The organism is Citrobacter sp. W9 (assembly GCF_026719375.1).
GTDB classification, from domain to species: domain Bacteria; phylum Pseudomonadota; class Gammaproteobacteria; order Enterobacterales; family Enterobacteriaceae; genus Citrobacter; species Citrobacter werkmanii.
Genome location: NZ_JAPPTE010000003.1, coordinates 229,757 through 255,294 on the forward strand (window position 1 = coordinate 229,757; position 25,538 = coordinate 255,294).

A 25,538-nucleotide genomic window follows, 5' to 3' on the forward strand; every position below is an offset into this window, starting at 1 on the left:
CCTTACCCGGCCTACATACCTGGAAAATTGCGAGGTGGTTTTTTATTGTTTGCTCCCAGCATGTAGGCCGGATAAGCGTCAGCGCCATCCGGCTTTTTTATCTTTTTTCCCAGCCATCTGCCTGGGCTGTAAAGCCTAACGCCTGCATAAACGCGGCCATCACGCTGCGGTCTTCAACGCCTACATCTGCCATCCACCATGAACTCACACTTGGGTTTTCACGGATCACCTCTTCGATCAAATACTGCCCGACGCCGCGACGACGGGTGATTTCACGTACGCGCAACGAATCCAGAGCACCTTGTGTGCCGCTCAGGGTGACACGTACTGCGCCTAACAGACGCTCGTTAAAACGCGCGGCGTAGATCCGGTGCGTTTCATCTACGCTTAATGATGAGGCGGAATATTCCGGCCAGATTTTGCCCAGATCAATCAGATCCTGGGCGCTAAAGTTGTTTAAACGAACGATGGTCAGCTTCATTAGCAGCATGTCCAAATCACAAAAGATGAGATCAGTGTACCGAAATAATTCGCCCGGATGCTTTCTCTTTTTTATGCGATTAACCAGGTTAATAGTTTTGCGACAACGGTAATGACAGTTTGAAACATTAGAGATTGAAAAACAGGCAGGATAATACCCTGGAATGCAGCATTTTATTCCGCTCTTTGTACCGTTATTTTATGCTGACAAACGTGCTTTTTTTTGTTTATCTATAGTGAAAAGCAGAATATTATCTTTTCTTAATCGACTGAAATATAGAGATTTTAGTCTGATTTTGCTTAAAAAACTGCGCTAACCCATTAATGAGACTGGTAAAAATAGTGCAGTTCAAAAAAAGCACAGTCTGCTTTTTAACCACATAAATACAAAATATTAATTACGTCACGAATGGGGATTCAGTTAATGAAACGGAATGCGAAAACAATCATCGCAGGGGTGATAGCACTGGCAATGTCGCATGCTGTCATGGCAGAAGATATCAAGGTGGCTGTTGTCGGGGCGATGTCGGGTCCGGTCGCGCAGTGGGGTGATATGGAATTTAATGGCGCACGTCAGGCCATTAAAGATATCAATGCCAAAGGCGGGATCAAAGGCGACAAGCTGGTGGCCGTGGAATATGACGATGCTTGCGATCCAAAACAGGCCGTTGCCGTAGCAAACAAAATCGTCAACGACGGTATTCAGTATGTTATTGGCCACCTGTGCTCATCTTCGACTCAGCCAGCGTCAGACATCTATGAAGACGAAGGGATCCTGATGATTTCCCCGGGCGCCACTAACCCGGAACTGACACAGCGCGGTTACGCACACATTATGCGTACTGCGGGTCTGGACTCCTCTCAGGGACCAACCGCCGCGAAATACATTCTGGAGAAGGTGAAGCCGCAGCGCATCGCCATCATCCATGATAAACAGCAATACGGCGAAGGCCTGGCGCGTTCGGTACAGGACAGCCTGAAAGCGGGCAAAGCCAACATCGTCTTCTTTGATGGCATCACCGCCGGGGAAAAAGATTTCTCTGCGCTGATTGCCCGTCTGAAGAAAGAAAATATCGACTTCGTCTATTACGGCGGCTACTACCCGGAAATGGGGCAAATGCTGCGCCAGGCGCGATCCGTTGGCCTGAAAACGCAGTTTATGGGGCCAGAGGGTGTGGGTAATGCCTCTCTGTCTAACATCGCCGGTGATGCCGCAGAAGGCATGCTGGTGACGATGCCAAAACGCTATGACCAGGATCCGGCGAATAAAGCGATTGTCGATGCGCTCAAAGCTGACAAGAAAGATCCAAGTGGACCATACGTGTGGATCACTTATGCAGCCGTCCAGTCACTGGCGAGCGCAATGGATCGCAGCGGAAGCAAAGAGCCGCTGGATCTGGTGAAAGATCTGAAAGCACACGGGGCTGATACCGTGATTGGGCCGCTGAAATGGGACGAAAAAGGCGATTTGAAGGGATTTGAGTTTGGTGTCTTTCAGTGGCACGCAGATGGTTCATCAACCGTCGCGAAGTAATACCTGAAGACGAGTTATCCCACCGCCCGTGCAAAACGGGCGGGTTAAGAAAGGTTACCTTATGTCCGAGCAGTTCCTCTATTTCTTGCAGCAGATGTTTAACGGCGTCACGCTGGGAAGCACCTACGCGCTGATCGCCATCGGTTATACGATGGTGTACGGCATTATTGGCATGATCAACTTCGCCCATGGCGAGGTGTATATGATCGGCAGCTATGTCTCCTTTATGATCATCGCTGCGCTAATGATGATGGGGATTGATTCCAGTTGGCTACTGGTCGCGGCGGGTTTCGTCGGCGCGATTGTGATTGCCAGCGCCTACGGCTGGAGTATTGAACGGGTGGCGTATCGGCCCGTGCGCAGCTCCAAGCGCTTGATCGCGCTGATTTCCGCTATCGGGATGTCCATCTTCCTGCAAAACTACGTCAGCCTGACGGAAGGTTCACGCGACGTGGCGCTGCCCAGCCTGTTTAACGGCCAGTGGACTGTCGGCAGTAGTGATAACTTCTCTGCATCTATCACCACTATGCAGTTGGTTATCTGGATTGTAACCTTCCTCGCGATGCTGGCACTGACGCTGTTTATCCGCTATTCGCGTATGGGACGTGCCTGCCGCGCCTGTGCGGAAGATCTGAAAATGGCCAGCCTGCTCGGCATTAACACCGACCGTGTGATTGCGCTGACCTTTGTGATCGGTGCGGCAATGGCGGCGGTTGCGGGCGTGCTGCTCGGTCAGTTCTATGGCGTAATTAACCCTTACATCGGCTTTATGGCCGGGATGAAAGCCTTTACCGCGGCGGTACTGGGCGGCATTGGCAGCATTCCTGGCGCGATGATTGGCGGCCTGATTTTGGGCGTTGCCGAAGCGCTTTCCTCTGCTTATCTGAGTACGGAATACAAAGACGTGGTGTCGTTCGCGTTGCTGATTCTGGTACTGCTGGTGATGCCGACCGGTATTCTGGGTCGTCCGGAGGTAGAGAAAGTATGAAACCGATGCATTTTGCAATGGCGCTGCTCTCTGCCGCCATGTTCTTCATCCTGGCGGGCGTCTTCATGGGCGTCCAGTTAGAGCTGGACGGCACCAAACTGGTGGTGGACACCGCTGCGGATATCCGCTGGCAGTGGGTGTTTATCGGCACTGGCGTCGTGTTTCTTTTCCAACTGTTGCGTCCGGCGTTCCAGAAAGGTCTGAAGAGCGTCTCCGGGCCGAAGTTTATTCTGCCAGCGATTGACGGCTCCACCGTTAAACAGAAACTGTTTCTGGTGGCGCTGCTGGTGATTGCCGTGGCATGGCCGTTTATGGTCTCGCGCGGCACGGTCGATATCGCCACGCTGACGATGATTTATATCATCCTCGGCCTCGGCTTAAACGTGGTGGTGGGGCTTTCCGGCCTGCTGGTGCTGGGCTACGGCGGCTTCTATGCCATCGGCGCTTATACCTTTGCGCTGCTGAACCACTATTACGGCCTCGGTTTCTGGACCTGTCTGCCGCTGGCGGGGCTGGTTTCTGCCGCTGCGGGGTTCCTGCTCGGCTTCCCGGTCCTGCGTCTGCGCGGTGATTATCTGGCGATTGTGACCTTAGGCTTCGGCGAAATCGTCCGTATCCTGCTGCTCAACAACACCGAAATCACCGGCGGCCCGAACGGTATTAGCCAGATCCCGAAACCTACTTTTTTCGGTCTTGAGTTCAGCCGCAGCGCGCGTGAAGGCGGCTGGGATACCTTCAGCAACTTCTTTAACGTGAAGTATGACCCGTCCGATCGCGTGATTTTCCTCTATCTGGTGGCGCTGCTGCTGGTGGTGTTCTCGCTGTTTGTCATCAACCGTCTGCTGCGCATGCCGCTGGGACGTGCGTGGGAAGCGCTGCGTGAAGATGAAATCGCCTGCCGTTCGCTGGGCTTAAATCCTACACGCATCAAGCTGACCGCCTTTACAATCAGCGCCGCGTTCGCGGGTTTTGCCGGCACGCTGTTTGCCGCGCGGCAGGGTTTTGTCAGCCCGGAATCGTTCACCTTTGCCGAGTCGGCCTTTGTATTGGCGATTGTGGTACTGGGTGGAATGGGCTCGCAGTTTGCGGTCATTCTCGCAGCTATCCTGCTGGTGGTGTCACGCGAACTGATGCGTGATTTCAATGAATACAGCATGTTAATGTTGGGTGGTTTGATGGTACTGATGATGATCTGGCGTCCGCAGGGCTTGTTACCGATGACCCGTCCGCAGTTGAAGCTGAAAAACGGGGACGCAAAAGGAGAGCAGGCATGAGTCAGCCATTATTATCCGTTAACGGCCTGATGATGCGCTTCGGCGGTCTGCTGGCGGTGAACAACGTTGAGCTGGAACTGAGACCGCAGGAAATCGTCTCGTTAATCGGGCCGAACGGCGCGGGAAAAACCACGGTCTTTAACTGCCTGACCGGTTTTTATAAACCGACAGGTGGGACGATTAAGCTGCGCGACCAGCATCTGGAAGGGCTGCCGGGTCAGCAAATTGCGCGTATGGGCGTGGTGCGTACTTTCCAGCACGTACGCCTGTTTCGCGAAATGACGGTGATTGAAAACCTGCTGGTGGCGCAACATCAGCAATTGAAAACCGGTGTCTTTTCCGGTCTGTTAAAAACACCGTCGTTCCGTCGCGCGCAGAGTGAAGCCCTGGATCGCGCCGCTACCTGGCTTGCGCGTATTGGTTTGCTGGAGCATGCCAACCGCCAGGCCAGTAACCTCGCCTACGGTGACCAGCGTCGTCTGGAGATCGCCCGCTGCATGGTGACGCAACCGGAGATCCTGATGCTTGACGAGCCTGCCGCTGGCCTCAACCCGAAAGAGACCAAAGAGCTGGACGAGCTGATTGCCGAGCTGCGCAACCATCACAACACCACCATTCTGTTGATTGAGCACGATATGAAACTGGTGATGGGCATTTCCGACCGTATTTACGTGGTGAACCAGGGCACGCCGCTGGCGAACGGGACGCCGGAACAGATTCGTAATAACCCGGACGTGATCCGCGCCTATTTAGGTGAAGCATAATGGGGGCGAGGCATAATATGGATAAGGCGATGTTATCGTTCGATAAAGTCAGCGCCCACTACGGCAAAATTCAGGCGCTGCACGAGGTGAGCCTGTATATCAATCAGGGTGAAATCGTAACGCTTATCGGTGCCAACGGCGCGGGGAAAACCACCCTGCTCGGTACATTATGCGGCGACCCACGCGCGACCAGCGGACGCATTGTCTTTGATGGTAAAGACATTACCGACTGGCAAACGGCTAAAATCATGCGTGAAGCGGTGGCGATCGTCCCGGAAGGGCGTCGTGTGTTTTCGCGCATGACGGTGGAAGAGAACCTGGCGATGGGCGGTTTCTTTGCCGAGAAGGACCAGTTTCAGGAACGTATCAAATGGGTGTATGACCTGTTTCCGCGCCTGCATGAGCGTCGCATTCAGCGTGCGGGTACCATGTCCGGCGGTGAACAGCAGATGCTGGCGATAGGTCGTGCGCTGATGAGCCAGCCCCGGCTATTGTTGCTTGATGAGCCGTCGCTGGGTCTGGCGCCGATTATCATCCAGCAGATCTTTAATACCATCGAGCAGTTGCGCGAGCAGGGGATGACCATCTTCCTCGTCGAGCAGAACGCCAACCAGGCGCTGAAACTCGCCGACCGCGGCTACGTGCTGGAAAACGGTCATGTGGTACTGGAAGACACCGGCGATGCGCTACTGGCGAATGAAGCGGTGCGTAGCGCTTATCTGGGCGGTTAAGATTTCTCTTAAGAGTTAAGGGGCCTGATGGCCCCTTTTTATCGCGTTATGTTATTATTGAGAATGGTTATCAATAATAACATGAACATGGAGAAAGGATGATACGTTCAGGTACCTGCATGATGATTGGAACTCTGTTATTGGCGTTTGCATCTGGTGTTCAGGCACTGGAACCGCAAACGTTCGACCCGCGCGATCCGTCTATCTGGGAAGAGAAACCGGCCAACCCGTTGGCACAATCCAGCTCGCCCTGCGAAGTCTTCACCAGCTCGGTATGCCCTGGCTGGGAAGATGAAAAATCAGATATCCAACGTGAACGTGAGCGGCGGGAACAGCAGCGTTTACAGAATGAATTTGAGCGACGCTGGCGTCGGGATTAACGTTACCGGAGTCAATGGGCAGCGTGTCAGGTAACGTCGCTAGCTAAATCTGCAGGTATTGCGAGCCTTGTCCCAGCAAGTATAGGTTATTTGCTGCATAATCAAAGGCTTGATGTATATCTTGAGTCAATGGTAATTGAATGAATGATTTACCGCGTCAAACTGACGTGCTGCCCATGCCCGCAATAGACGGTGTCACGGTCTCTTTTAATGGACTGCACTATCTGCGCCCCGAGCTACTTCTGGATTTCGTGAGTATCAGTAGCGCGCCGTTGCTTGCCGTTACGCCTGTTGCATTGCTGTACTCTTCTGTTGGTGTGCTGCAGCAGGTCGACTTACGCAAGCTGCCGGTTGAAGTCGTTGGCCGTGTGGTTTATCCCATCACTTCGCTGAAGCTTCCTGCGTTACGAGGAAAGCTCATCATTAACGCCCAGTCGCGACGGCTCAAGTTTCTGGAAAGTCTGGTGGCGATATCGCCGGAAGATAATATCCACGGTATGCAGGTCCTGGGACTGGCGCTGGAGTTTACGTTCGCACAGCCTGAGTGATCTCATCTGTACGGCAAATCTTTTTATGGGCCGGGTAAGGCACCTCCCCGGCTTTGTTGTGCTCCACCCCGCATTTTCCTGTCACTCCGCTTTCACCGCCTTGCCATCTGTTTGTCGCCTTACTATCTTTTTTTTGTAATAAAAAAGTTATTTTTCTGTCATTCGAGCATGTCATGTTACCCCCGCGAGCATAAAACGCGTGATATCGCGCATCCGGCACAACAAGAGAGATAACCGATGATATCGTTACGACATACAGCTTTAGGACTGGCACTTAGCCTGGCATTTGCAGGTCAGGCGCTGGCAGTCACCACCATCCCGTTCTGGCACTCAATGGAAGGCGAACTGGGTAAAGAAGTTGATTCACTGGCGCAACGTTTTAATGCCGCCAATCCCGACTACAAAATTGTTCCACAGTATAAAGGCAACTATGAGCAAAGCCTGAGCGCAGGTATTGCTGCCTTCCGTACCGGAAACGCGCCTGCGCTGCTGCAGGTTTATGAAGTGGGGACGGCAACGATGATGGCCTCGAAAGCCATTAAACCGGTCTATGAAGTATTCAAAGAGGCCGGTATTAACTTTGATGAATCTCAGTTCGTGCCGACGGTTTCCGGTTATTACACTGACTCGAAAAGCGGACATTTACTCTCCCAGCCGTTTAACAGCTCCACGCCGGTGCTGTATTACAACAAAGATGCCTTCAAAAAAGCCGGTTTAGATCCTGAGCAGCCGCCAAAAACCTGGCAGGATCTGGCGGAATACACCGCGAAGCTGAAAGCCGCAGGTATGAAGTGTGGCTATGCCAGCGGTTGGCAGGGCTGGATCCAGATTGAAAACTTCAGCGCCTGGAACGGTCTGCCGGTCGCCACCAAAAACAACGGTTTTGACGGTACTGATGCGGTGCTGGAGTTCAATAAACCGGAGCAGGTGAAACACATTGCACTACTGGAAGAGCTGAATAAAAAGGGCGACTTCAGCTACTTTGGACGTAAAGATGAATCCACCGAGAAGTTCTACAACGGGGATTGCGCCATTACTACCGCTTCTTCAGGTTCTCTGGCCGACATCCGCCACTACGCCAAATTCAACTATGGCGTCGGCATGATGCCGTACGATGCCGATGTGAAGGGCGCACCGCAGAACGCGATTATCGGTGGAGCCAGTCTGTGGGTGATGCAGGGTAAAGACAAAGCCACCTACGAAGGTGTGGCGCAATTCCTTAATTTCCTCGCAAAACCAGAGATTGCTGCCGAATGGCATCAGAAGACCGGCTATCTGCCGATCACCACCGCCGCGTACGATCTGACTCGCGAGCAGGGCTTCTATGATAAGAACCCCGGGGCCGATATCGCCACCCGTCAGATGCTGAACAAACCGCCGTTGCCGTTCACTAAAGGGTTGCGTCTGGGCAACATGCCGCAGATCCGTACCATCGTGGATGAAGAGCTGGAAAGCGTGTGGACCGGAAAGAAAACCCCACAGCAGGCGTTGGATGCCGCGGTTGAGCGTGGCAATCAGTTACTGCGCCGCTTTGAGCAATCGACCAAATCGTAATGTGAAATGCCGGGTGGCGGCTGCGCCTTACCCGGCCTACAAATGCGCGTAGGTCGGATAAGCGTAGCGCCATCTGGCGCTGTTCAGGAATCAAACCTCAATGTCCTCATCCCGTCCGGTGTTTCGCTCGCGCTGGCTTCCCTATTTACTGGTGGCCCCGCAGTTGGTTATCACCGTTATTTTCTTTATCTGGCCCGCCGGTGAAGCGCTGTGGTACTCGCTACAAAGCGTTGATCCTTTTGGCCTTTCCAGCCAGTTTGTCGGACTGGAAAACTTTGTCGCGCTGTTCCATGACCCGTACTACCTTGATTCGTTCTGGACGACGATAAAGTTCAGTACGCTGGTTACGGTAAGCGGCCTGCTGGTGTCGCTGTTTTTTGCTGCGCTGGTGAATTATGTCGTGCGCGGTAGCCGTTTTTACCAGACGTTGATGCTGTTGCCCTACGCCGTTGCGCCCGCCGTTGCCGCCGTACTGTGGATCTTCCTGTTTAACCCGGGTCGCGGGCTGATCACCCATTTGCTCGCTGAGTTTGGCTATGACTGGAATCACGCGCAAAACAGCGGTCAGGCAATGTTTCTGGTGGTGTTCGCGTCGGTCTGGAAGCAGATTAGTTACAACTTCCTGTTCTTCTTTGCCGCACTGCAATCTATTCCCCGGTCGCTGATCGAAGCCGCCGCGATTGATGGCGCAGGACCGGTTCGCCGCTTCTTTAAATTAGCGCTGCCGCTGATTGCGCCGGTCAGTTTCTTTTTGCTGGTGGTGAATCTGGTGTATGCCTTCTTTGACACCTTCCCAGTGATCGACGCCGCCACGGCAGGTGGGCCGGTACAGGCGACCACGACGTTGATTTATAAGATCTATCGTGAAGGCTTTGTCGGCCTGGATCTCTCTGCGTCAGCCGCGCAGTCGGTGGTGCTGATGTTCCTGGTCATTATTTTGACGGTGGTGCAGTTCCGCTATGTGGAAAGTAAGGTGCGTTACCAATGATTGAGAACCGTCGTGGGCTGACAATATTCAGCCATACCATGCTGATGCTGGGAATCATGGTGATCCTGTTCCCGTTGTACGTCGCGTTTGTCGCGGCGACGCTGGACAACAAAGCGGTATTTGAAACGCCGATGACGCTGATTCCCGGCACGCAGTTGCTGGAAAACATGAAATACATCTGGGTCAACGGCGTGGGCGTCAACAGCGCACCGTTCTGGCTGATGATGCTCAACAGTTTCATCATGGCGTTCAGTATTACGGTGGGGAAAATCACCGTATCTATGCTCTCCGCATTCGCCATCGTCTGGTTTCGCTTTCCGCTGCGCAATCTGTTCTTCTGGATGATTTTTATCACCCTGATGCTGCCGGTTGAGGTGCGTATTTTCCCGACGGTAGAAGTGATCGCCAACCTGAAAATGCTCGACAGCTACGCGGGCCTGACGCTGCCGCTGATGGCGTCGGCTACCGCGACCTTCCTGTTCCGTCAGTTCTTTATGACCCTGCCGGATGAGCTGGTTGAAGCGGCGCGTATTGACGGCGCGTCACCGATGCGCTTTTTCCGCGATATCGTGCTACCGCTGTCAAAAACCAATCTGGCGGCGCTGTTCGTGATCACCTTTATTTACGGCTGGAACCAGTATTTGTGGCCGTTGTTAATTATTACCGATGTCAACCTGGGCACTGCGGTAGCGGGCATCAAAGGCATGATCGCCACCGGCGAAGGTACCACCCAATGGAATCAGGTGATGGCAGCCATGCTGCTGACGCTCATCCCTCCGGTAATCATCGTGTTAGCCATGCAGCGTGCCTTTGTGCGTGGTTTAGTGGACAGTGAGAAATAAAATGGCAGGACTCAAACTACAGGCAGTAACCAAAAGCTGGGACGGCAAAACCCAGGTGATTAAACCGCTGACGCTGGACGTTGCGGACGGGGAGTTTATCGTGATGGTCGGGCCATCCGGCTGCGGCAAGTCTACGCTGCTGCGGATGGTGGCCGGGCTGGAGCGGGTCAGCGGCGGCGATATCTGGATCGATAATAAGCGCGTCACCGAGATGGAGCCGAAAGATCGCGGCATTGCGATGGTGTTCCAGAACTATGCCCTCTACCCGCATATGAGCGTAGAAGAAAACATGGCCTGGGGGCTGAAGATCCGTGGAATGGGTAAGGAGCATATTGCCGAGCGGGTGAAAGAGGCGGCACGTATTCTCGAACTGGGTGAACTGCTCAAACGTCGCCCACGCGAACTTTCCGGCGGCCAGCGTCAGCGCGTGGCGATGGGACGGGCGATTGTTCGCGATCCGGCGGTATTCCTGTTCGATGAGCCGCTTTCTAACCTCGATGCCAAGCTGCGCGTCCAGATGCGTCTGGAGTTACAACATCTGCATCGCCGACTGAAAACCACCTCGCTGTATGTGACGCACGATCAGGTTGAAGCGATGACCCTTGCCCAGCGGGTGATGGTGATGAACAAAGGCATTGCCGAGCAGATCGGTACGCCGGTTGAAGTGTACGAGAAACCTGCCAGCCGCTTTGTGGCGAGCTTTATCGGCAGCCCGGCGATGAACCTGCTGGATGGGCGTATTAGCGCTTCGGGTACGCATTTTGAACTGGATGACGGCATGGCTTTGCCCATCGGCAGGAGCGTCCGGGAGTGTATTGGGCGTAACATGACGCTGGGTATCCGCCCGGAGCATATTGCGTTAAGCTCGCAGGCCGATGGCGGTGTGCCGTTGGTTGTCGACACGCTGGAAATGCTGGGTGCGGATAACCTGGCACACGGGCGCTGGGGCGAGCAAAAGCTGGTGGTGCGACTGGCGCATCAGCATCGCCCGACGGCAGGCAGTACGCTGTGGCTGCATCTGCCAGAAAATCATTTGCATCTTTTTGATGGCGAAACAGGACAACGCGTATGAGTAACTGGCCTTATCCCCACATTGTCGCCCATCGCGGCGGCGGTAAGCTGGCTCCGGAAAACACCCTGGCGGCGATCGACGTGGGGGCGCGATACGGGCATACCATGATTGAGTTTGACGCTAAGTTGTCGAAAGACGGCGAGATCTTTTTGCTGCACGACGACAATCTCGAACGGACCAGTAACGGCTGGGGCGTGGCGGGTGAACTGAACTGGCAGGATCTATTACGCGTGGACGCAGGCGGTTGGTTTAGCGGCGAGTTTAAAGGCGAACCGCTGCCGCTGCTCTCGCAAGTGGCCGCGCGCTGCCGTCAGCACGGCATGATGGCGAATATTGAAATTAAACCCACTACCGGCACCGGAACGCTAACCGGCAAAGTCGTGGCGCTGGCCGCGCGTGAACTGTGGGCGGGAATGACGCCGCCGCTGTTGTCGTCTTTTGAAATTGACGCGCTTGAAGCGGCGCAGCAGGCGGTTCCAGAACTGCCGCGCGGTTTACTGCTTGATGAATGGCGTGACGACTGGCGCGAACTCACTACCCGGCTCGGCTGCGTCTCGATTCATCTTAATCATAAGCTGCTGGATGAAGCGCGCGTGGATGCGTTGCGCGACGCGGGGCTACGTATTTTGGTTTATACCGTCAACCGACCCCAGCGCGCGGCAGAGCTGCTGCGCTGGGGAGTGGACTGCATCTGTACCGATGCTATTGATACGATAGGACCGGATTTTCAACCCTATTAAGGCCCAATCGTTTTTAACGGAACGTTAGGCTGCGGCGTGCTGGAGGGCTTCAGCATGTCGCCGTTCTTTTTCTCCGACAGCATATGTTGCTGTTTATTCAGCGAACTGTCCGGGTTGCGGGTTCCGTTCAACATGCCACCGTTGCTGTTGGGCAGCATCTGCTGTTGACCCGAATTCAACTCTCCAGGCTGGGACTGAAGGACTCGCTGGGAATTGGTGTTGATTTGGTTTTCCATGTGCTGTTGCTGCATGCGGGTTTGCGTTTGCAACTGCTGGTTGAGCATCCCTTTTTGCTGAATTTGCTGCGTTTGCATTTGGGTTTGCATACGCTGCTGGCTCGGGATCTGGTAACCCGGTTGATTCGGGTTATTCATGGTGTTGATGGGCTGTGCAAAGCCTGCAAACGGCAATAGCATGGCTAAAAGTAAGAGTCGTTTCATCGCTTTTCTCCTCTCGGGGATCGCTTAAGTTTACTCCTTTCTCGCCGTTACGATGATTATTTCAGAGTTATGCACCAGGCTTAGTGGGGGCCGACCCCATACATCTGGAGAATAACGATGATAAAACCGACGTTTTTACGCCGGGTAGCCATTGCTGCTCTGCTCTCAGGAAGTTGTTTTAGCGTTGCTGCCGCGCCGGCAGCGCCACCGCCGGTATCCTACGGTGTCGAGGAAGATGTGTTCCATCCCGTGCGTGCGCAGCAGGGAATGGTGGCCTCGGTGGATGCGTTAGCCACCCAGGTCGGGGTGGATATCCTCAAACAGGGGGGCAATGCCGTTGATGCCGCCGTCGCCGTTGGTTACGCGCTGGCGGTGACGCATCCTCAGGCGGGGAACCTGGGCGGCGGTGGTTTTATGCTGCTGCGCACCAAAGACGGTAACACTACGGCGATTGATTTTCGTGAAATGGCGCCTGCTGCCGCGACCCGTGATATGTTCCTCGACGATCAGGGTAACGCCGATGCGAAAAAGTCGCTGACGTCGCATCTGGCATCCGGTACGCCGGGTACCGTGGCGGGTTTCTCGCTGGCGCTGGAGAAATACGGCACGATGCCGCTGAATAAAGTAGTGCGTCCGGCGATGAAGCTGGCGGAAGAGGGTTTTGTGGTTAACGATGCGCTGGCCGACGACTTAAAAACTTACGGCAGCGAAGTGATCCCTAATCATGAGAACAGCAAAGCCATTTTCTGGAAAGACGGCGAGCCGCTGAAGAAGGGCGATAAGCTGGTCCAGAAGAATCTGGCGAAAAGCCTGGAAATGATTGCCGAAAATGGCCCGGATGCGTTTTATAAAGGGGCGATTGCCGACCAGATTGCCGGCGAAATGCAGAAGAACGGCGGTCTGATGACCAAAGAGGATTTAGCCAGCTATAAAGCCGTTGAGCGTACGCCCATCAGTGGTGACTATCGCGGGTATCAGGTCTTCTCCATGCCGCCGCCATCCTCGGGCGGTATTCACATCGTGCAAATTCTCAATATTCTTGAAAACTTCGACATGAAGAAGTACGGCTTTGGCAGTGCCGATGCCATGCAAATCATGGCGGAAGCGGAAAAATACGTCTATGCCGACCGTTCAGAGTATCTGGGTGACCCGGACTTTGTGAAAGTGCCGTGGCAGGCGCTGACCAACAAAGCCTATGCGAAAACGCTGGCCGATCAAATTGATATCAACAAGGCCAAACCTTCCAGCCAGATAAAACCGGGCAAGCTCGCCCCGTATGAAAGCAACCAGACCACCCACTTCTCGGTGGTGGATAAAGACGGCAATGCCGTGGCGGTGACCTATACCTTGAATACAACCTTCGGCACCGGGATTGTGGCGGGTAATACCGGTATTCTGCTCAATAATGAAATGGACGATTTCTCTGCCAAGCCGGGCGTGCCGAACGTATACGGACTGGTGGGCGGCGATGCCAACGCGGTCGGGCCGAAGAAGCGTCCGCTGTCGTCGATGTCGCCGACTATCGTGGTAAAAGACGGGAAAACCTGGCTGGTGACCGGCAGCCCTGGCGGGAGTCGAATCATCACTACCGTGCTGCAAATGGTAGTGAACAGCATTGATTTCGGAATGAACGTCGCCGAAGCGACCAACGCGCCGCGCTTCCATCATCAGTGGTTGCCGGATGAGCTTCGCGTCGAGAAGGGCTTCAGCCCGGACACGCTCAAGTTGCTGGAGCAAAAAGGACAGAAAGTGGCGCTGAAAGAGGCGATGGGCAGCACGCAAAGTATTATGGTTGGGCCGGATGGCGCCCTGTATGGCGCGTCCGACCCGCGTTCCGTGGATGACTTAACGGCGGGATACTAATTTTTACTACCAGGCCCGGTGTCAGGCACCGGGCTATTTGCAGATTATGCCGTGAGTAATCGGGCTGGATTATCAATACAGAGTTTGCGAAGAGTATCTTTGTCTACTCCACGGGCAGCCAGATAGGCGAGGAAGACATTCGGTACAAACCCCCAGCCATTTCCACCATTTTTCGCCCACATCTGTTTGAGAAAAACGTCATGGCTTAAAACGATTTGGTCGGCATAACCTAACTCAATCAGATGTGCTACCGCATCAGCTGTCTCCTGAACGCCCGGCGCGACACCTTCTTTTGGGAAGGTAATGTCCAGACCAATCATGTCAAATTCAAGCCATACGCCGCGGTCGAGCATTTTACGTTGATAGACGACATCTTTTCCTGAAGGGTCCGAATGCGCCAGCGAGACTTTTGCCGGAGAGACGTTCATTTCTTCCAGCACAATATCCAGCACCTCATCCCCCAGTCTCAGCCACCCCGGCATATGGATATTCATCGCCGTGTGGGGGTTGTTACATTGTGCCAGAGACGCTGCTCGCAGGCTGTTACGCTCCGCTTGGGTAAAAGCAGGTGATACGCCGATTTCACCGATCATGCCAGCACGAATATCCGTCTCGCCAATACCCTGATTCAGTTCTTTATCAATGAGTGAGGCTAACAGCTCGACAGGTTTATGGATCCGGGTGCTTTCAAATTTCTCCAGATAAGGCCCCGATGACGCAACGATATTCAAACCCGTTTTTAAGGCAACTTCTCGTAGCGCTGAGGCGTCCCGCCCAATGGATTCTGATCCCGTGGCGTCGACAATCGTCCTGCCGCCCAGGGACATAAAGTTATTGATTTCAAAGATAACATCATCAATCTCTTTTCGGTCCATGTTATCGGCGCAGCAGTAGGGGTCGTGTTTCAGCCCCCACTGCAGGTCAGCACTGACTTTCTTTCCCACCAGTTGCTGTGAAAAAGCATAATGTGGCTCGTCAACGACCGATGACAGATCGTTAAACAGATGTTCATGCGGTAGCGTCAGACCCATATCAGTATTCGCCACCGGGCCAGTTACGGTTTGCAGGAAACCTTTCATCCTGACACCTCCATTTTTTGCGCCATTTTGGATGCTCTGTATTCAGGTATGGTGGTAACAATCGCACCGACTAACGCGAACAGCGTACCGATGATGGTGACCAGATAGACCGTATTGCCTAATGAAGGGATCAATTCATCAATTAGCACAGAGCCAAGCAGTTGGCCCGCTGTTGACGCTACGCCCAGCATCAATAGCCCTAAGCCTCTCACCAGAATCGCCATTAGCCCGATGGACAGCAGACCGAGAGGACCACCGAGATACATCCACCATGTATCGGGTAACTGGACGGTGACATGGCCTAATGCGATACGGATCGCCAGCGCCGCGCCCAGGACACAAAAGCCGACAATGAAGTTCCATGTAATGGACACCAGCATGGAGCCTGTTGCCTCGGCGACTTTAGCATTCCCCGCAGGCTGCCACCCAGCGAGTAACCCTGCCAAAAAGGGAAGGATAGCGAGCAGGATAAACGAGGTTGAGTGCCACTGTGGCGACACGACAAAAACTGTGGCGATAACTGCGAACAATGCGCCAGTAATGCGCCATGGCGTAAAATATTTCTTCTCATCCACACCGACGCCAAAACGGTCGCACAGCAGGCCGGAAAGGAGCAGGGCGGAAATTAATGCCGTTTGAAAGGTGGCAACGCCCAGCGCGCTGGCGGATGCGCCTTCAGAAAATACGACCATCGCCCCGCATAATCCTGCAAACCAATTCCATAGCGGGATTTTTCTCTTTTTAATCAGAGTGGGTATTGAGGCGAATTGCTGGCGTGTTTCTTTGCGCGCAATAATAATAAAAAACATGACGACCAGACCGCTGGCAAACGAGATTACTGCGCAAGCATTACCGTCTTGTAACCAGTGTCCTAACTGTCCATTAACGGCAGACTGCATCGGGGAAAGCATACCGGCTAAGATGGTGGCAAGCATCAGTAAGGGGGTTGAGTACTTATTCTTGTTCATACATCAATCCTTATATTTTATAAAAGGAGTAACTTTCGTTACTCCATTGTTTTTTATTTTCTGGCGATGAATTGAAGCGTGTTGACCCACAGGTCGGTATAAAATGGCCATGACATAAACTGCTGGGTTCCCCAGTGTGGGGAGCAGTCACTCATAAAGCAGGCGGTTTTACCCTGTTGGTATTCACCGAACACTAACAATGGGTCATTATTTATTGTTAAGACGACATCGGCATCGTCTCTGGCGACGACCTGGTTATATCCCAGAAATACCGGATAATCTGAGAATCCGTTAACAACAGAATGTTCAGGTGAGGCAGCCTCAGCATAGATACCCTCTGGCTTTTCTACCCGGTCATCGCCATCAAGCATAATAACTGGCAGAACCTCAGCAAGAACGGTGTTCTTATAATTGGCTTTTGCCTCAATACCCATAAATGACAGATAGCCGCCAATCATGAGTAGTCCACCGCCATTTTTGACGTACTCTTTAATTGATTCCAGGGCATTTGGCTTTATTTTTAGCTGATAAAATGTCTCATTTTGCAACAGGAAGGTATTGCTACCAATGTCGCTGATAACAATAACATCGTAACGGTTTAACTCATTAATGTTCTCTGGAAATGCAATTTGTACCGTGTGGGCAGGCATGTAATCAATTTCAACGCCGCCTTTCCTCAAGCATTCCAGTAACCATGTGGCGCCTTCTTCATATTTACTGGAAGTGAAGCTGTCATAACCTTTTGAATGAATCATGTGAATATGCCAGGATTCTCCAATAAAGAGCACATTTAGTTTTTTCTGCGTATTGTTCATAGTCTGCCCCTTGATTTAGTGAGTAGAGATAGTTTGTTTGTAATGTGAACCCTGAATGCGATGAAGAACGGATTCGTTTTCCGGCATATCAGACGCATTCGGCGTTTCAACCGCAAGCGAGGCAAATGCGCTGGCGTAACACAATGCGGATGCCAGTGATTTCCCTTTAGCAAGGCCAGAGGCGAGAGCACCATTGAAAGCATCGCCAGCGGTGTTTTTTACTACTGCCGGAAATGCCGGGGAATAGATGAATTGTGTTCCGTCATAAGCGAGAGAACCTTTGCTACCTAACGTAATAATGGTATTTTTGACGCCTTTCTGATGAATAATTTTGGCTGCGCATTTGGCTGATTCGATATCATTAACCGCCATATTGGCCAGCAGGCCCGCTTCCGTTTCATTCGGCGTAATATAGTCAATGTTATCAATGATGGTGTTAACCATGTCATTGTATGGCGCTGGATTGATAATGACTGGTATGTCATTTTTTTGTGCGAGACGAATTGTTTGCTGCAGTGCTTCGTAATTCGTCTCCAGTTGTACAAGAACAATATCTGAATGAACAATGGCTTCTTTCTGAATGGTGATTTCATCAGGGGAAATTGTCATGTTGGCGCCAGGGTAGATAGCGATGACATTATCTCCGGTATCTCCATTCACCATGATGGTTGCTGTACCTGTTTGTGTTTCTTTGGTCTGGTAGATAACACTTTTATGGATTTTTGATGAGTTTATAAAATTAATGGCGTAATCACTAAAATGGTCTGAACCTACTTTAGTAATAAAATGCACATCAGAATCGGCATAGCTCGCGGCTAATGCCTGATTACATCCCTTACCGCCGGGTGAAAAAATAAATTTATCGGCAAGCAATGATTCTCCCGTTGAGGGTAATCTCGGTAGATAACTGATAATATCAACATTGAACGAGCCAATAACACATACATTATTTTTCATGGCAGAGAGACCTTTTTTTATTTTCTGTGCTGATTCATATTTTTCCAGCACATAAGCAATTTCATTTTTTGCGACGTTATCAAGAGAATCAAGGGTAATAAATGCACCACCATGACAGCGAGTAAGATATCCCTGTCCGGCAAGTTCATTGAGATCTGAACGAATAGTTTCCTTTGTTACCTTGAGACATTTCGCCAGATTTGAAACTTTTACAGCTCCCGAAATACTGAGTTCCTTCAATATTCTATGATGGCGTTCAAATTTCATTTTTTACCTCACCGTGGTTAAGTTAGTCCCGGGAGGAGTATATTGTTGTGATTGTCACCATAAAGTGACGGCAGAAACCAAAAAAAAACAAAAATGTAATATTAATTTTATTAAGGTTACGAAAAATAGAGATGAAGATAAAAAGTGAATAGCCATATAATTCAGAGGGTTGTTGGGCCTGAGCATGACGGCGGTGAGAAGATGGGCAGCAATCAATAACTTTATTTCAGGACAGGGTGGCGCTTCCGTTTCTGGATTTAACGGCGGGAAATTAAGAATAACGGCCTACAGTATTCTGAATGATGTAGGCCAGGTGGAGTGGTTATGGCACATATCCCTGAAGTGATTCAGACCAGTGGAATATTTGGCTGCTTTTATCCTGCAGGTTAACGCGTTCTAAATCATAAAATCCGTGCGTCTTTGCCGAGCGCATTTTGAGAATGTACTTACTTTCGTCGATGTCATGCTGCCTTGTGCCATCTTTATTCCAGTCTCCAGCGATGTCCGTATATTGATAAACAAGGTCAGAAAATATGTTGATTATCCTGTTGTCTTTGATCGCATAGAGTTCCAGTACTTCATAAAATGCGCCACCGCCGGAATACGCATCAGAGTATCCACCCCGCACCCCGAATGCCAGTGTATCGGGTGCTATCCGGTACGGTGCCAGATCCAGTTTTGTATAATAAGCCAGCGGTCTGGCGGACTCATCATCGCTCTCTTTTTCGGCGGCTTTATTCCACCCCGAGAGTTGGTTTAACGGTTTTTCCGAACGAGCAATCGGTGTTAGCCGTTGGTTCTGCCAGGAAAAAACGCCGAGATATAATTTATTAGCGCGTCCGTTGCTGTAGTTTTCCGGGCAGTTGTTATCTGCGTATTTCTTTGCCTGCCCGGCATCGGCCTGATTGTCAGCGAAACAGGCGACGCCAATATATTTGCCGTCTTTGCCCCAGGCTTTGGCACCCGTGAGGATCAGGTTGCCAGGATCTTCATTCGGCGCAACCCAGGCAATCCACTGGTTCTCAGATAATCCCTGTGGAAGCTCGCCAAATCCTTTCGCTGGTGTTGCTCCCGCCATTTGCTCAGCGAAAATTTGTTTACCTTCAGGATGTTGGATTGCACTGGGTACGGAATCGAGATTTTGTACGGTAGTGGCAAAAGCAGGGGAGAGCGAGGCCAGCAAAACCAGGAGAAGGTACTTTTTCACTATTGCGTCCTTTCAATAAGCAAGGCGAAAAATTCGCCCTGAGATTTATTTCACGCGCGCCATAAAGTAGGCATCAACATACTCACCGTTGCGCAGGCCGTATTTCTTACCAGTGCCTTCGATTTCAAAGCCGTACTTCTTATAGACCGCCACGGCGGGCTCATTATCAACAAATACCGTTAGCTCAATGCGGTCAACGCGCAGCCAGTTGTCGCACATGTCGATCATGGTGCGGATCAGCGCGCTGGCGACGCCGCGGTTTTGCCAACGAGCGTCAACGCAAATACCGAAATCAGCGACGTGGCTGCGGCGCGGGCGCTGGGCAACTGCAATGGAAAGATGTCCCACGACGATATCATCGATGCAGGCCACCAACTGTTTGATCCCCGGCTGATCGGCAAGTCGCGTTTGCCACATCTCCATGGAAGGATGAGGAACCTGTAGCGTGTTGTGGTACACCTCCGGCTGGGCGTGAATCTGACGAATGGCGTCGTAATCTTTCGGTTCAGCGTGGCGTATCACTATCTCACTCATTCCTTATCTCCTGCAGGGTTAATTGAGCATTTACACTCGCTGAGAAAGAAAATTCCGTCAACTGCATTTTTTTGCAAAAAGAAGTAGACAAGTGCGAATGAGAATGATTATTATTGCTCTGCGTTCAGGGGAACCCCTACGGAGAACCTGAAAGCACGACATTGCTCACATTGCTTCCAGTATTATTTTAGCCAGCTTTTGCTGGCTTTTTTTTGGGTTTTGTTTCAGCCTGGCTTACTTGCCATTTTGTCCCCGGCAAAGAATCCAACATTCAGTCTCCTCACGCTTTGCGCTATGGTGTAAACAATCACCTTCAAAAGGATCGTCTCATGACCTTACACTGCGCATTTATTGGATTCGGTAAAAGCACCACCCGTTACCATCTCCCTTACGTTCTGAATCGTAAAGATACCTGGCATGTCGCGCATATTTTCCGTCGTCACGCTAAACCGGAAGAGCAGGCGCCGATCTATTCCCACATTCACTTCACCAGCGATCTGGATGAGGTGCTGGGCGATCCACAGGTAAAACTGGTGATCGTCTGTACACATGCTGATAGCCATTTTGAATATGCCAAACGCGCGCTGGAGGCGGGTAAAAGCGTGCTGGTTGAGAAACCGTTCACGCCGACGCTGGCGGAAGCAAAAGTGTTGTTCGAACTGGCGCGAAGCAAAGGACTGACCGTCACTCCGTATCAGAATCGTCGTTTTGATTCCTGTTTTCTCACGGCTAAAAAAGCGATTGAGAGCGGCAAACTGGGTGAAATAGTGGAAGTTGAAAGCCATTTTGACTACTACCGACCCGTGGCGGAAACCAAACCGGGCCTGCCGCAGGACGGCGCATTCTATGGTTTGGGCGTACACACCATGGATCAGATTATCTCGCTGTTCGGGCGTCCCGACCATGTAGCCTATGACATTCGCAGTCTGCGCAACAAGGCGAACCCGGATGATACCTTTGAAGCGCAGTTGTTCTACGGTGACCTGAAAGCCATTGTGAAAACCAGCCATCTGGTGAAAATCGACTATCCGAAGTTTATTGTTCACGGCACCAAAGGCTCGTTTGTGAAGTACGGTATCGACCAGCAGGAAACCAGCCTGAAGGCCAATATTATGCCCGGCGAACCCGGTTTCGCCGCTGACGATTCTGTTGGTGTGCTGGAGTATGTCAATGATGATGGCGTTACGGTGAAAGAAGAGGTGAAACCGGAAGAGGGGGACTACGGTCGCGTCTATGATGCGCTGTACCAGTCGCTGACCGTCGGTACGCCTAATTACGTCAAGGAATCTGAAGTTCTTACCAACCTGGAAATCCTCGAACGGGCCTTCGAACAGGCGTCTCCCGCGACGATAACCCTTGCTAAATAGCCCTTACCGACTCCTCTGAGGTTGTTCATATTTTTTGAACAGAGGAGTCAATTTTCACCCTCTATGATCCCAGACGGATTGGGTCCACACTTAATCCATCGAAAACATCTGGGGGTGAACATAATGATCTATTTACGCAAAGCGAACGACCGTGGTCATGCGAATCATGGCTGGCTCGATTCCTGGCATACCTTTTCTTTTGCTAACTACTATGACCCGAACTTTATGGGGTTCTCGGCACTGCGCGTGATTAACGATGACGTGATCGACGCAGGTCAGGGCTTTGGCACTCACCCCCATAAAGACATGGAAATCCTGACCTACGTACTGGAAGGCGTGGTGGAGCATCAGGACAGCATGGGCAACAAAGAGCAGGTTCCGGCCGGTGAATTCCAGATTATGAGCGCCGGGACGGGGATCCGACACTCGGAGTACAACCCGAGCAATACTGAGAAACTACACCTGTATCAAATCTGGATCATGCCGCAGGAAAACGGGATTACGCCACGCTATGAACAGCGCCGTTTCGATGCGGTGCAGGGCAAACAGCTGGTGCTGTCGCCGGATGCCCGCGATGGTTCGCTGAAAGTGTACCAGGATATGGAGTTGTACCGCTGGGCGCTGCTCAAAGATGAGCAGTCGGTGCATCAGATTGCCGCCGAGCGCCGCGTCTGGATCCAGGTGGTAAAAGGCAATGTCACCATTAACGGAACTAAAGCCACCACCAGCGATGGTCTGGCAATCTGGGATGAGCAGGCAATTTCGATTCATGCCGATAGCGACAGCGAAGTGTTGTTGTTTGACCTGCCGCCAGTCTAAAAATACACGTCATCCTTCAAGCCGCATCTGTGTTGGCTTTCCTCGCTCACCCCGGTCGCGTACTTAATGTACGCTCCCGGGGATTCACTGCGTCGCCGCCTTGATGCAACTCGAATGATTTTGTGTATTTCTCACAATCAAAAACTCCTTTTTTCTCTGCGAAGGTTCACGCACGTCCGTGGTAAACTGGGGAAATCTATCCCTTTTTAACGCTTCAGGACGATGAAAAAGAAAAGACCCGTACTTCAGGATGTAGCCGACCGCGTGGGCGTGACCAAAATGACGGTCAGTCGCTTTTTGCGTAACCCGGAGCAGGTCTCCGTGGCGCTGCGGGGCAAAATTGCCGCTGCACTTGATGAGCTGGGTTATATTCCCAATCGCGCACCTGATATCCTGTCTAACGCCACCAGTCGCGCTATCGGCGTGCTGTTACCGTCTCTCACCAACCAGGTTTTTGCGGAAGTGTTACGCGGCATTGAGGCCGTCACCGACGCGCATGGTTATCAAACCATGCTGGCGCACTACGGCTATAAGCCCGAAATGGAGCAAGAGCGTCTGGAGTCGATGCTGTCGTGGAATATCGATGGTCTGATCCTCACTGAACGTAGCCATACACCCCGTACGCTGAAAATGATCGAAGTCGCGGGTATCCCGGTCGTCGAGCTGATGGACAGTCAGTCCCCGTGTCTGGATATCGCCGTCGGTTTTGATAACTTCGAGGCCGCACGTCAGATGACCGCCGCTATCATCGCCCGTGGGCACCGTCATGTTGCTTATCTTGGCGCGCGTCTTGATGAACGTACTATCATCAAACAGAGGGGCTACGAACAGGCTATGCGCGATGCCAATCTGGTGCCGTACAGCGTGATGGTGGAGCAGTCTTCATCTTACTCATCCGGCATTGAACTTATCCGTCAGGCGCGGCGTGAATATCCGCAACTGGATGGTGTGTTTTGTACCAACGATGACCTGGCGGTAGGGGCGGCCTTTGAATGTCAGCGTTTAGGGCTGAGAATCCCTGACGATATGGCGATTGCCGGTTTCCACGGCCATGATATCGGTCAGGTAATGGAGCCGCGTCTGGCGAGTGTGCTCACGCCGCGTGAACGAATGGGCAGCATTGGCGCAGAACGCCTGCTGGCGCGCATCCGAGGTGAAGCAGTCACACCTAAAATGTTAGATTTAGGTTTCACCTTGTCACCGGGTGGATCTATTTAAGCCAACAACTTTGAAGTAGCTCACACTTATACACTTCGGGCACGAATGGATATTGCTTCTCTATTTATCCGGCTGGACAATGTTACCGATAACAGTTACCCGTAACAATTTCCTGATTCTTGTACCAGTGGGGGCAACGCTTTGAGCACGACTAATCATGATCACCACGTTTACGTTCTGATGGGCGTATCAGGCAGCGGTAAATCTGCTGTCGCAAGTGAAGTGGCGCATCAACTGCAGGCCGCGTTTCTTGATGGCGATTTTCTCCATCCGCGCAGCAACATCATGAAAATGGCTTCCGGTGAGCCACTCAACGATGACGACCGTAAACCGTGGTTACAGGCGCTGAATGACGCCGCCTTTGCGATGCAGCGTACCAATAAGGTGTCGCTGATCGTCTGTTCCGCGCTGAAGAAAGTCTATCGCGATCAGCTGCGTGACGGTAACCCGAACCTCTCATTCATTTACCTGAAGGGCGATTTTGACGTAATCGAAAGCCGCCTGAAGGCACGTAAAGGGCACTTCTTCAAAACGCAAATGCTGGTAACCCAGTTCGAAGCGCTGGAAGAACCGGATGCGAATGAAAAAGATGTTCTGGTGGTTGATATTGATCAGCCGCTGGACGGTGTGGTAGCTAGCACCATTGAAGTGATTAACCAGGGCAGTAAGTAGTGACTACATTAACGCTTGTTTTAACAGCAGTAGGGTCTGTTTTATTACTGCTGTTTTTGGTGATGAAGGCACGTATGCATGCCTTTGTTGCTTTGATGGTGGTGTCTATTGGTGCAGGTCTCTTTTCCGGTATGCCGCTTGATAAAATCGCGGCGACCATGGAAAAAGGGATGGGAGGCACGCTCGGCTTCCTGGCGATTGTGGTGGCGCTGGGGGCGATGTTTGGCAAGATTCTGCATGAGACCGGCGCGGTCGATCAGATTGCCGTCAAGATGCTGAAATCTTTCGGTCACAGCCGCGCGCATTATGCGATTGGTCTGGCCGGCCTGATTTGCGCGCTACCGCTGTTCTTTGAAGTGGCGATTGTGCTGCTGATAAGCGTGGCGTTCTCAATGGCGCGTCACACCGGAACGAACCTGGTGAAGCTGGTTATTCCGCTGTTTGCGGGGGTGGCGGCCGCTGCGGCGTTCCTGCTGCCGGGACCTGCGCCGATGCTGCTCGCATCCCAAATGCACGCTGACTTTGGCTGGATGATCCTGATTGGCCTGTGCGCAGCCATTCCGGGCATGATTATTGCCGGGCCGTTGTGGGGCAATTTCATCAGCCGTTACGTTGAACTGCATGTGCCAGAAGACATTACCGAGCCGCATCTTGGCGAAGGCAAAATGCCCTCCTTTGGCTTCAGTCTGGCGCTGATCCTGCTGCCGTTAGTACTGGTTGGCCTGAAAACCATCGCCGCGCGCTTTGTGCCGGTCGGTTCTTCAACCTACGAATGGTTCGAGTTTATCGGTCACCCGTTTACCGCGATTCTGGTTGCCTGTCTGGTGGCGATTTACGGCCTGGCAGTGCGCCAGGGCATGGCAAAAGATCGGGTGATGGAGATTTGTGGTCACGCGCTGCAACCGGCGGGGATTATTCTGCTGGTGATTGGTGCGGGCGGCGTGTTCAAGCAGGTGCTGGTTGATTCCGGCGTTGGCCCGGCCCTGGGTGAAGCGTTAACCGGTATGGGGCTGCCCATTGCCATTACCTGCTTCGTGCTGGCGGCGGCAGTACGTATCATTCAGGGGTCCGCGACCGTGGCCTGCTTAACGGCGGTCGGTCTGGTCATGCCGGTGATTGAGCAACTGAACTACTCCGGCGCGCAGATGGCGGCGCTGTCTATCTGTATCGCAGGCGGCTCAATCGTCGTCAGCCACGTTAACGACGCTGGTTTCTGGCTGTTCGGGAAATTCACCGGCGCGACCGAAGCGCAAACGCTGAAGACCTGGACGATGATGGAAACCATCCTCGGTACGGTCGGCGCGATTGTCGGTATGATTGCCTTCCAGCTGTTGAGCTGAGTCTTGTTGCCCGGTGGCGCTGTGCTTACCGGGCCTGAAAACGGGCACATATCGACACCATAGGCCGGGTAAGGCGAGGCCGCCACCCGGCGAGCAT

26 protein-coding genes and 1 pseudogene are annotated in these 25,538 nt (G+C 52.4%); 18 read left to right on the forward strand and 9 right to left on the reverse strand.

The features are described from left to right. Positions 1 to 97: 97 nt before the first annotated feature. Positions 98 to 481 carry an aspartate 1-decarboxylase autocleavage activator PanM gene (gene panM / locus OOJ59_RS07520; RefSeq protein ID WP_038634992.1) on the reverse strand — a complete coding sequence of 128 codons (384 nt, stop codon included), beginning with the start codon at positions 479 to 481 and terminating at the stop codon, positions 98 to 100. 423 nt (positions 482 to 904) lie between these two features. On the opposite strand from panM, the gene livK reads away from it, so the two are divergent. The 12 genes from livK (at position 905) to ugpQ (ending at position 11,895) form a co-directional block, all read left to right on the forward strand. Next, positions 905 to 2,014, forward strand: a complete 1,110-nt coding sequence (livK, locus tag OOJ59_RS07525) for a high-affinity branched-chain amino acid ABC transporter substrate-binding protein LivK (protein ID WP_085049032.1) — start codon at positions 905 to 907, stop codon at positions 2,012 to 2,014. Between the two features lie 61 nt (positions 2,015 to 2,075). After that, on the forward strand, positions 2,076 to 3,002 hold the full coding sequence (livH, locus tag OOJ59_RS07530; protein ID WP_003827575.1) for a high-affinity branched-chain amino acid ABC transporter permease LivH: 927 nt from the start codon (positions 2,076 to 2,078) through the stop codon (positions 3,000 to 3,002). After that, positions 2,999 to 4,276 (forward strand): branched chain amino acid ABC transporter permease LivM, encoded by a 1,278-nt coding sequence (gene livM / locus OOJ59_RS07535; RefSeq protein WP_087856270.1) that lies wholly within the window; start codon positions 2,999 to 3,001, stop codon positions 4,274 to 4,276. The genes livH and livM overlap by 4 nt, the downstream gene beginning before the upstream one ends. Further along, positions 4,273 to 5,040 (forward strand): high-affinity branched-chain amino acid ABC transporter ATP-binding protein LivG, encoded by a 768-nt coding sequence (livG, locus tag OOJ59_RS07540; RefSeq protein ID WP_003827578.1) that lies wholly within the window; start codon positions 4,273 to 4,275, stop codon positions 5,038 to 5,040. Before livM ends, livG begins: the two co-directional genes overlap by 4 nt. Positions 5,041 to 5,057: 17 nt before the next feature. Further along, positions 5,058 to 5,771 carry a high-affinity branched-chain amino acid ABC transporter ATP-binding protein LivF gene (gene livF / locus OOJ59_RS07545; RefSeq protein WP_087856271.1) on the forward strand — a complete coding sequence of 238 codons (714 nt, stop codon included), beginning with the start codon at positions 5,058 to 5,060 and terminating at the stop codon, positions 5,769 to 5,771. Positions 5,772 to 5,869: 98 nt separating this feature from the next. Then, the gene (locus tag OOJ59_RS07550; RefSeq protein ID WP_069323776.1) at positions 5,870 to 6,151 is read left to right on the forward strand and encodes a hypothetical protein; all 282 of its coding nucleotides are present in this window, start codon (positions 5,870 to 5,872) and stop codon (positions 6,149 to 6,151) included. Positions 6,152 to 6,291: 140 nt separating this feature from the next. Then, on the forward strand, positions 6,292 to 6,699 hold the full coding sequence (locus OOJ59_RS07555) for a hypothetical protein (protein ID WP_038634978.1): 408 nt from the start codon (positions 6,292 to 6,294) through the stop codon (positions 6,697 to 6,699). Between the two features lie 237 nt (positions 6,700 to 6,936). Beyond that, positions 6,937 to 8,253, forward strand: a complete 1,317-nt coding sequence (gene ugpB / locus OOJ59_RS07560) for a sn-glycerol-3-phosphate ABC transporter substrate-binding protein UgpB (RefSeq protein ID WP_016154831.1) — start codon at positions 6,937 to 6,939, stop codon at positions 8,251 to 8,253. Positions 8,254 to 8,353: 100 nt separating this feature from the next. Then, entirely contained in the window at positions 8,354 to 9,241 is an 888-nt protein-coding gene (ugpA, locus tag OOJ59_RS07565) for a sn-glycerol-3-phosphate ABC transporter permease UgpA (RefSeq protein ID WP_085049029.1), read from the forward strand. Continuing rightward, positions 9,238 to 10,083, forward strand: coding sequence for a sn-glycerol-3-phosphate ABC transporter permease UgpE (gene ugpE / locus OOJ59_RS07570; RefSeq protein ID WP_006687455.1), 846 nt, complete (start codon positions 9,238 to 9,240; stop codon positions 10,081 to 10,083). Before ugpA ends, ugpE begins: the two co-directional genes overlap by 4 nt. Before the next feature lies 1 nt (position 10,084). Next, positions 10,085 to 11,155, forward strand: a complete 1,071-nt coding sequence (locus tag OOJ59_RS07575) for a sn-glycerol-3-phosphate import ATP-binding protein UgpC (protein ID WP_160955338.1) — start codon at positions 10,085 to 10,087, stop codon at positions 11,153 to 11,155. Continuing rightward, positions 11,152 to 11,895, forward strand: a complete 744-nt coding sequence (ugpQ, locus tag OOJ59_RS07580) for a glycerophosphodiester phosphodiesterase (RefSeq protein ID WP_087856273.1) — start codon at positions 11,152 to 11,154, stop codon at positions 11,893 to 11,895. The genes OOJ59_RS07575 and ugpQ overlap by 4 nt, the downstream gene beginning before the upstream one ends. Here ugpQ and OOJ59_RS07585 read toward each other — a convergent pair. Then, a complete protein-coding gene (locus OOJ59_RS07585; RefSeq protein ID WP_038634965.1) occupies positions 11,892 to 12,335 on the reverse strand; it encodes a DUF2756 family protein in 444 nt (147 codons plus the stop codon). The genes ugpQ and OOJ59_RS07585 overlap by 4 nt on opposite strands. Before the next feature lie 117 nt (positions 12,336 to 12,452). Between OOJ59_RS07585 and ggt the strand changes: the two genes are divergently transcribed. Next, the gene (gene ggt, locus OOJ59_RS07590; RefSeq protein ID WP_193157148.1) at positions 12,453 to 14,198 is read left to right on the forward strand and encodes a gamma-glutamyltransferase; all 1,746 of its coding nucleotides are present in this window, start codon (positions 12,453 to 12,455) and stop codon (positions 14,196 to 14,198) included. Between the two features lie 44 nt (positions 14,199 to 14,242). On the opposite strand, the gene OOJ59_RS07595 is transcribed toward ggt, so the two are convergent. The 6 genes from OOJ59_RS07595 to yhhY form a co-directional block, all read right to left on the reverse strand. Continuing rightward, positions 14,243 to 15,277 (reverse strand): phosphotriesterase family protein, encoded by a 1,035-nt coding sequence (locus OOJ59_RS07595; protein WP_069323782.1) that lies wholly within the window; start codon positions 15,275 to 15,277, stop codon positions 14,243 to 14,245. Then, positions 15,274 to 16,245, reverse strand: a complete 972-nt coding sequence (locus OOJ59_RS07600; protein ID WP_069323783.1) for a DMT family transporter — start codon at positions 16,243 to 16,245, stop codon at positions 15,274 to 15,276. Before OOJ59_RS07600 ends, OOJ59_RS07595 begins: the two co-directional genes overlap by 4 nt. Before the next feature lie 53 nt (positions 16,246 to 16,298). Then, positions 16,299 to 17,060: a glutamine amidotransferase gene (locus tag OOJ59_RS07605; protein WP_160955336.1), complete on the reverse strand. Its 762-nt coding sequence runs from the start codon at positions 17,058 to 17,060 to the stop codon at positions 16,299 to 16,301. Positions 17,061 to 17,075: 15 nt separating this feature from the next. Next, positions 17,076 to 18,284: a PfkB family carbohydrate kinase gene (locus OOJ59_RS07610; RefSeq protein ID WP_160955335.1), complete on the reverse strand. Its 1,209-nt coding sequence runs from the start codon at positions 18,282 to 18,284 to the stop codon at positions 17,076 to 17,078. A gap of 322 nt (positions 18,285 to 18,606) precedes the next feature. Beyond that, a complete protein-coding gene (locus OOJ59_RS07615; RefSeq protein ID WP_087856277.1) occupies positions 18,607 to 19,491 on the reverse strand; it encodes a hypothetical protein in 885 nt (294 codons plus the stop codon). A gap of 45 nt (positions 19,492 to 19,536) precedes the next feature. Beyond that, positions 19,537 to 20,025: an N-acetyltransferase gene (yhhY, locus tag OOJ59_RS07620; RefSeq protein WP_006687445.1), complete on the reverse strand. Its 489-nt coding sequence runs from the start codon at positions 20,023 to 20,025 to the stop codon at positions 19,537 to 19,539. Between the two features lie 329 nt (positions 20,026 to 20,354). On the opposite strand from yhhY, the gene OOJ59_RS07625 reads away from it, so the two are divergent. The 5 genes from OOJ59_RS07625 to gntU all read left to right on the forward strand — a co-directional run bounded on the left by OOJ59_RS07625 (position 20,355) and on the right by gntU (position 25,441). Then, positions 20,355 to 21,392: an oxidoreductase gene (locus OOJ59_RS07625; protein ID WP_121529653.1), complete on the forward strand. Its 1,038-nt coding sequence runs from the start codon at positions 20,355 to 20,357 to the stop codon at positions 21,390 to 21,392. A 123-nt stretch (positions 21,393 to 21,515) separates the two neighbouring features. Beyond that, a complete protein-coding gene (gene yhhW / locus OOJ59_RS07630) occupies positions 21,516 to 22,211 on the forward strand; it encodes a quercetin 2,3-dioxygenase (RefSeq protein WP_085049023.1) in 696 nt (231 codons plus the stop codon). A gap of 222 nt (positions 22,212 to 22,433) precedes the next feature. Then, positions 22,434 to 23,429 carry a gluconate operon transcriptional repressor GntR gene (gntR, locus tag OOJ59_RS07635; protein ID WP_038634949.1) on the forward strand — a complete coding sequence of 332 codons (996 nt, stop codon included), beginning with the start codon at positions 22,434 to 22,436 and terminating at the stop codon, positions 23,427 to 23,429. Positions 23,430 to 23,570: 141 nt separating this feature from the next. After that, a complete protein-coding gene (gntK, locus tag OOJ59_RS07640) occupies positions 23,571 to 24,101 on the forward strand; it encodes a gluconokinase (RefSeq protein WP_038634945.1) in 531 nt (176 codons plus the stop codon). Further along, positions 24,101 to 25,441 (forward strand): gluconate transporter, encoded by a 1,341-nt coding sequence (gene gntU / locus OOJ59_RS07645; protein WP_032940610.1) that lies wholly within the window; start codon positions 24,101 to 24,103, stop codon positions 25,439 to 25,441. The genes gntK and gntU overlap by 1 nt, the downstream gene beginning before the upstream one ends. Here the strand turns inward: gntU and OOJ59_RS28195 are convergent. Continuing rightward, positions 25,364 to 25,531 (reverse strand): annotated as a pseudogene (locus OOJ59_RS28195) (MarC family protein); the annotation flags it as partial. The gene gntU and the pseudogene OOJ59_RS28195 sit on opposite strands and share 78 nt — an antisense overlap. Positions 25,532 to 25,538 lie beyond the last annotated feature (7 nt).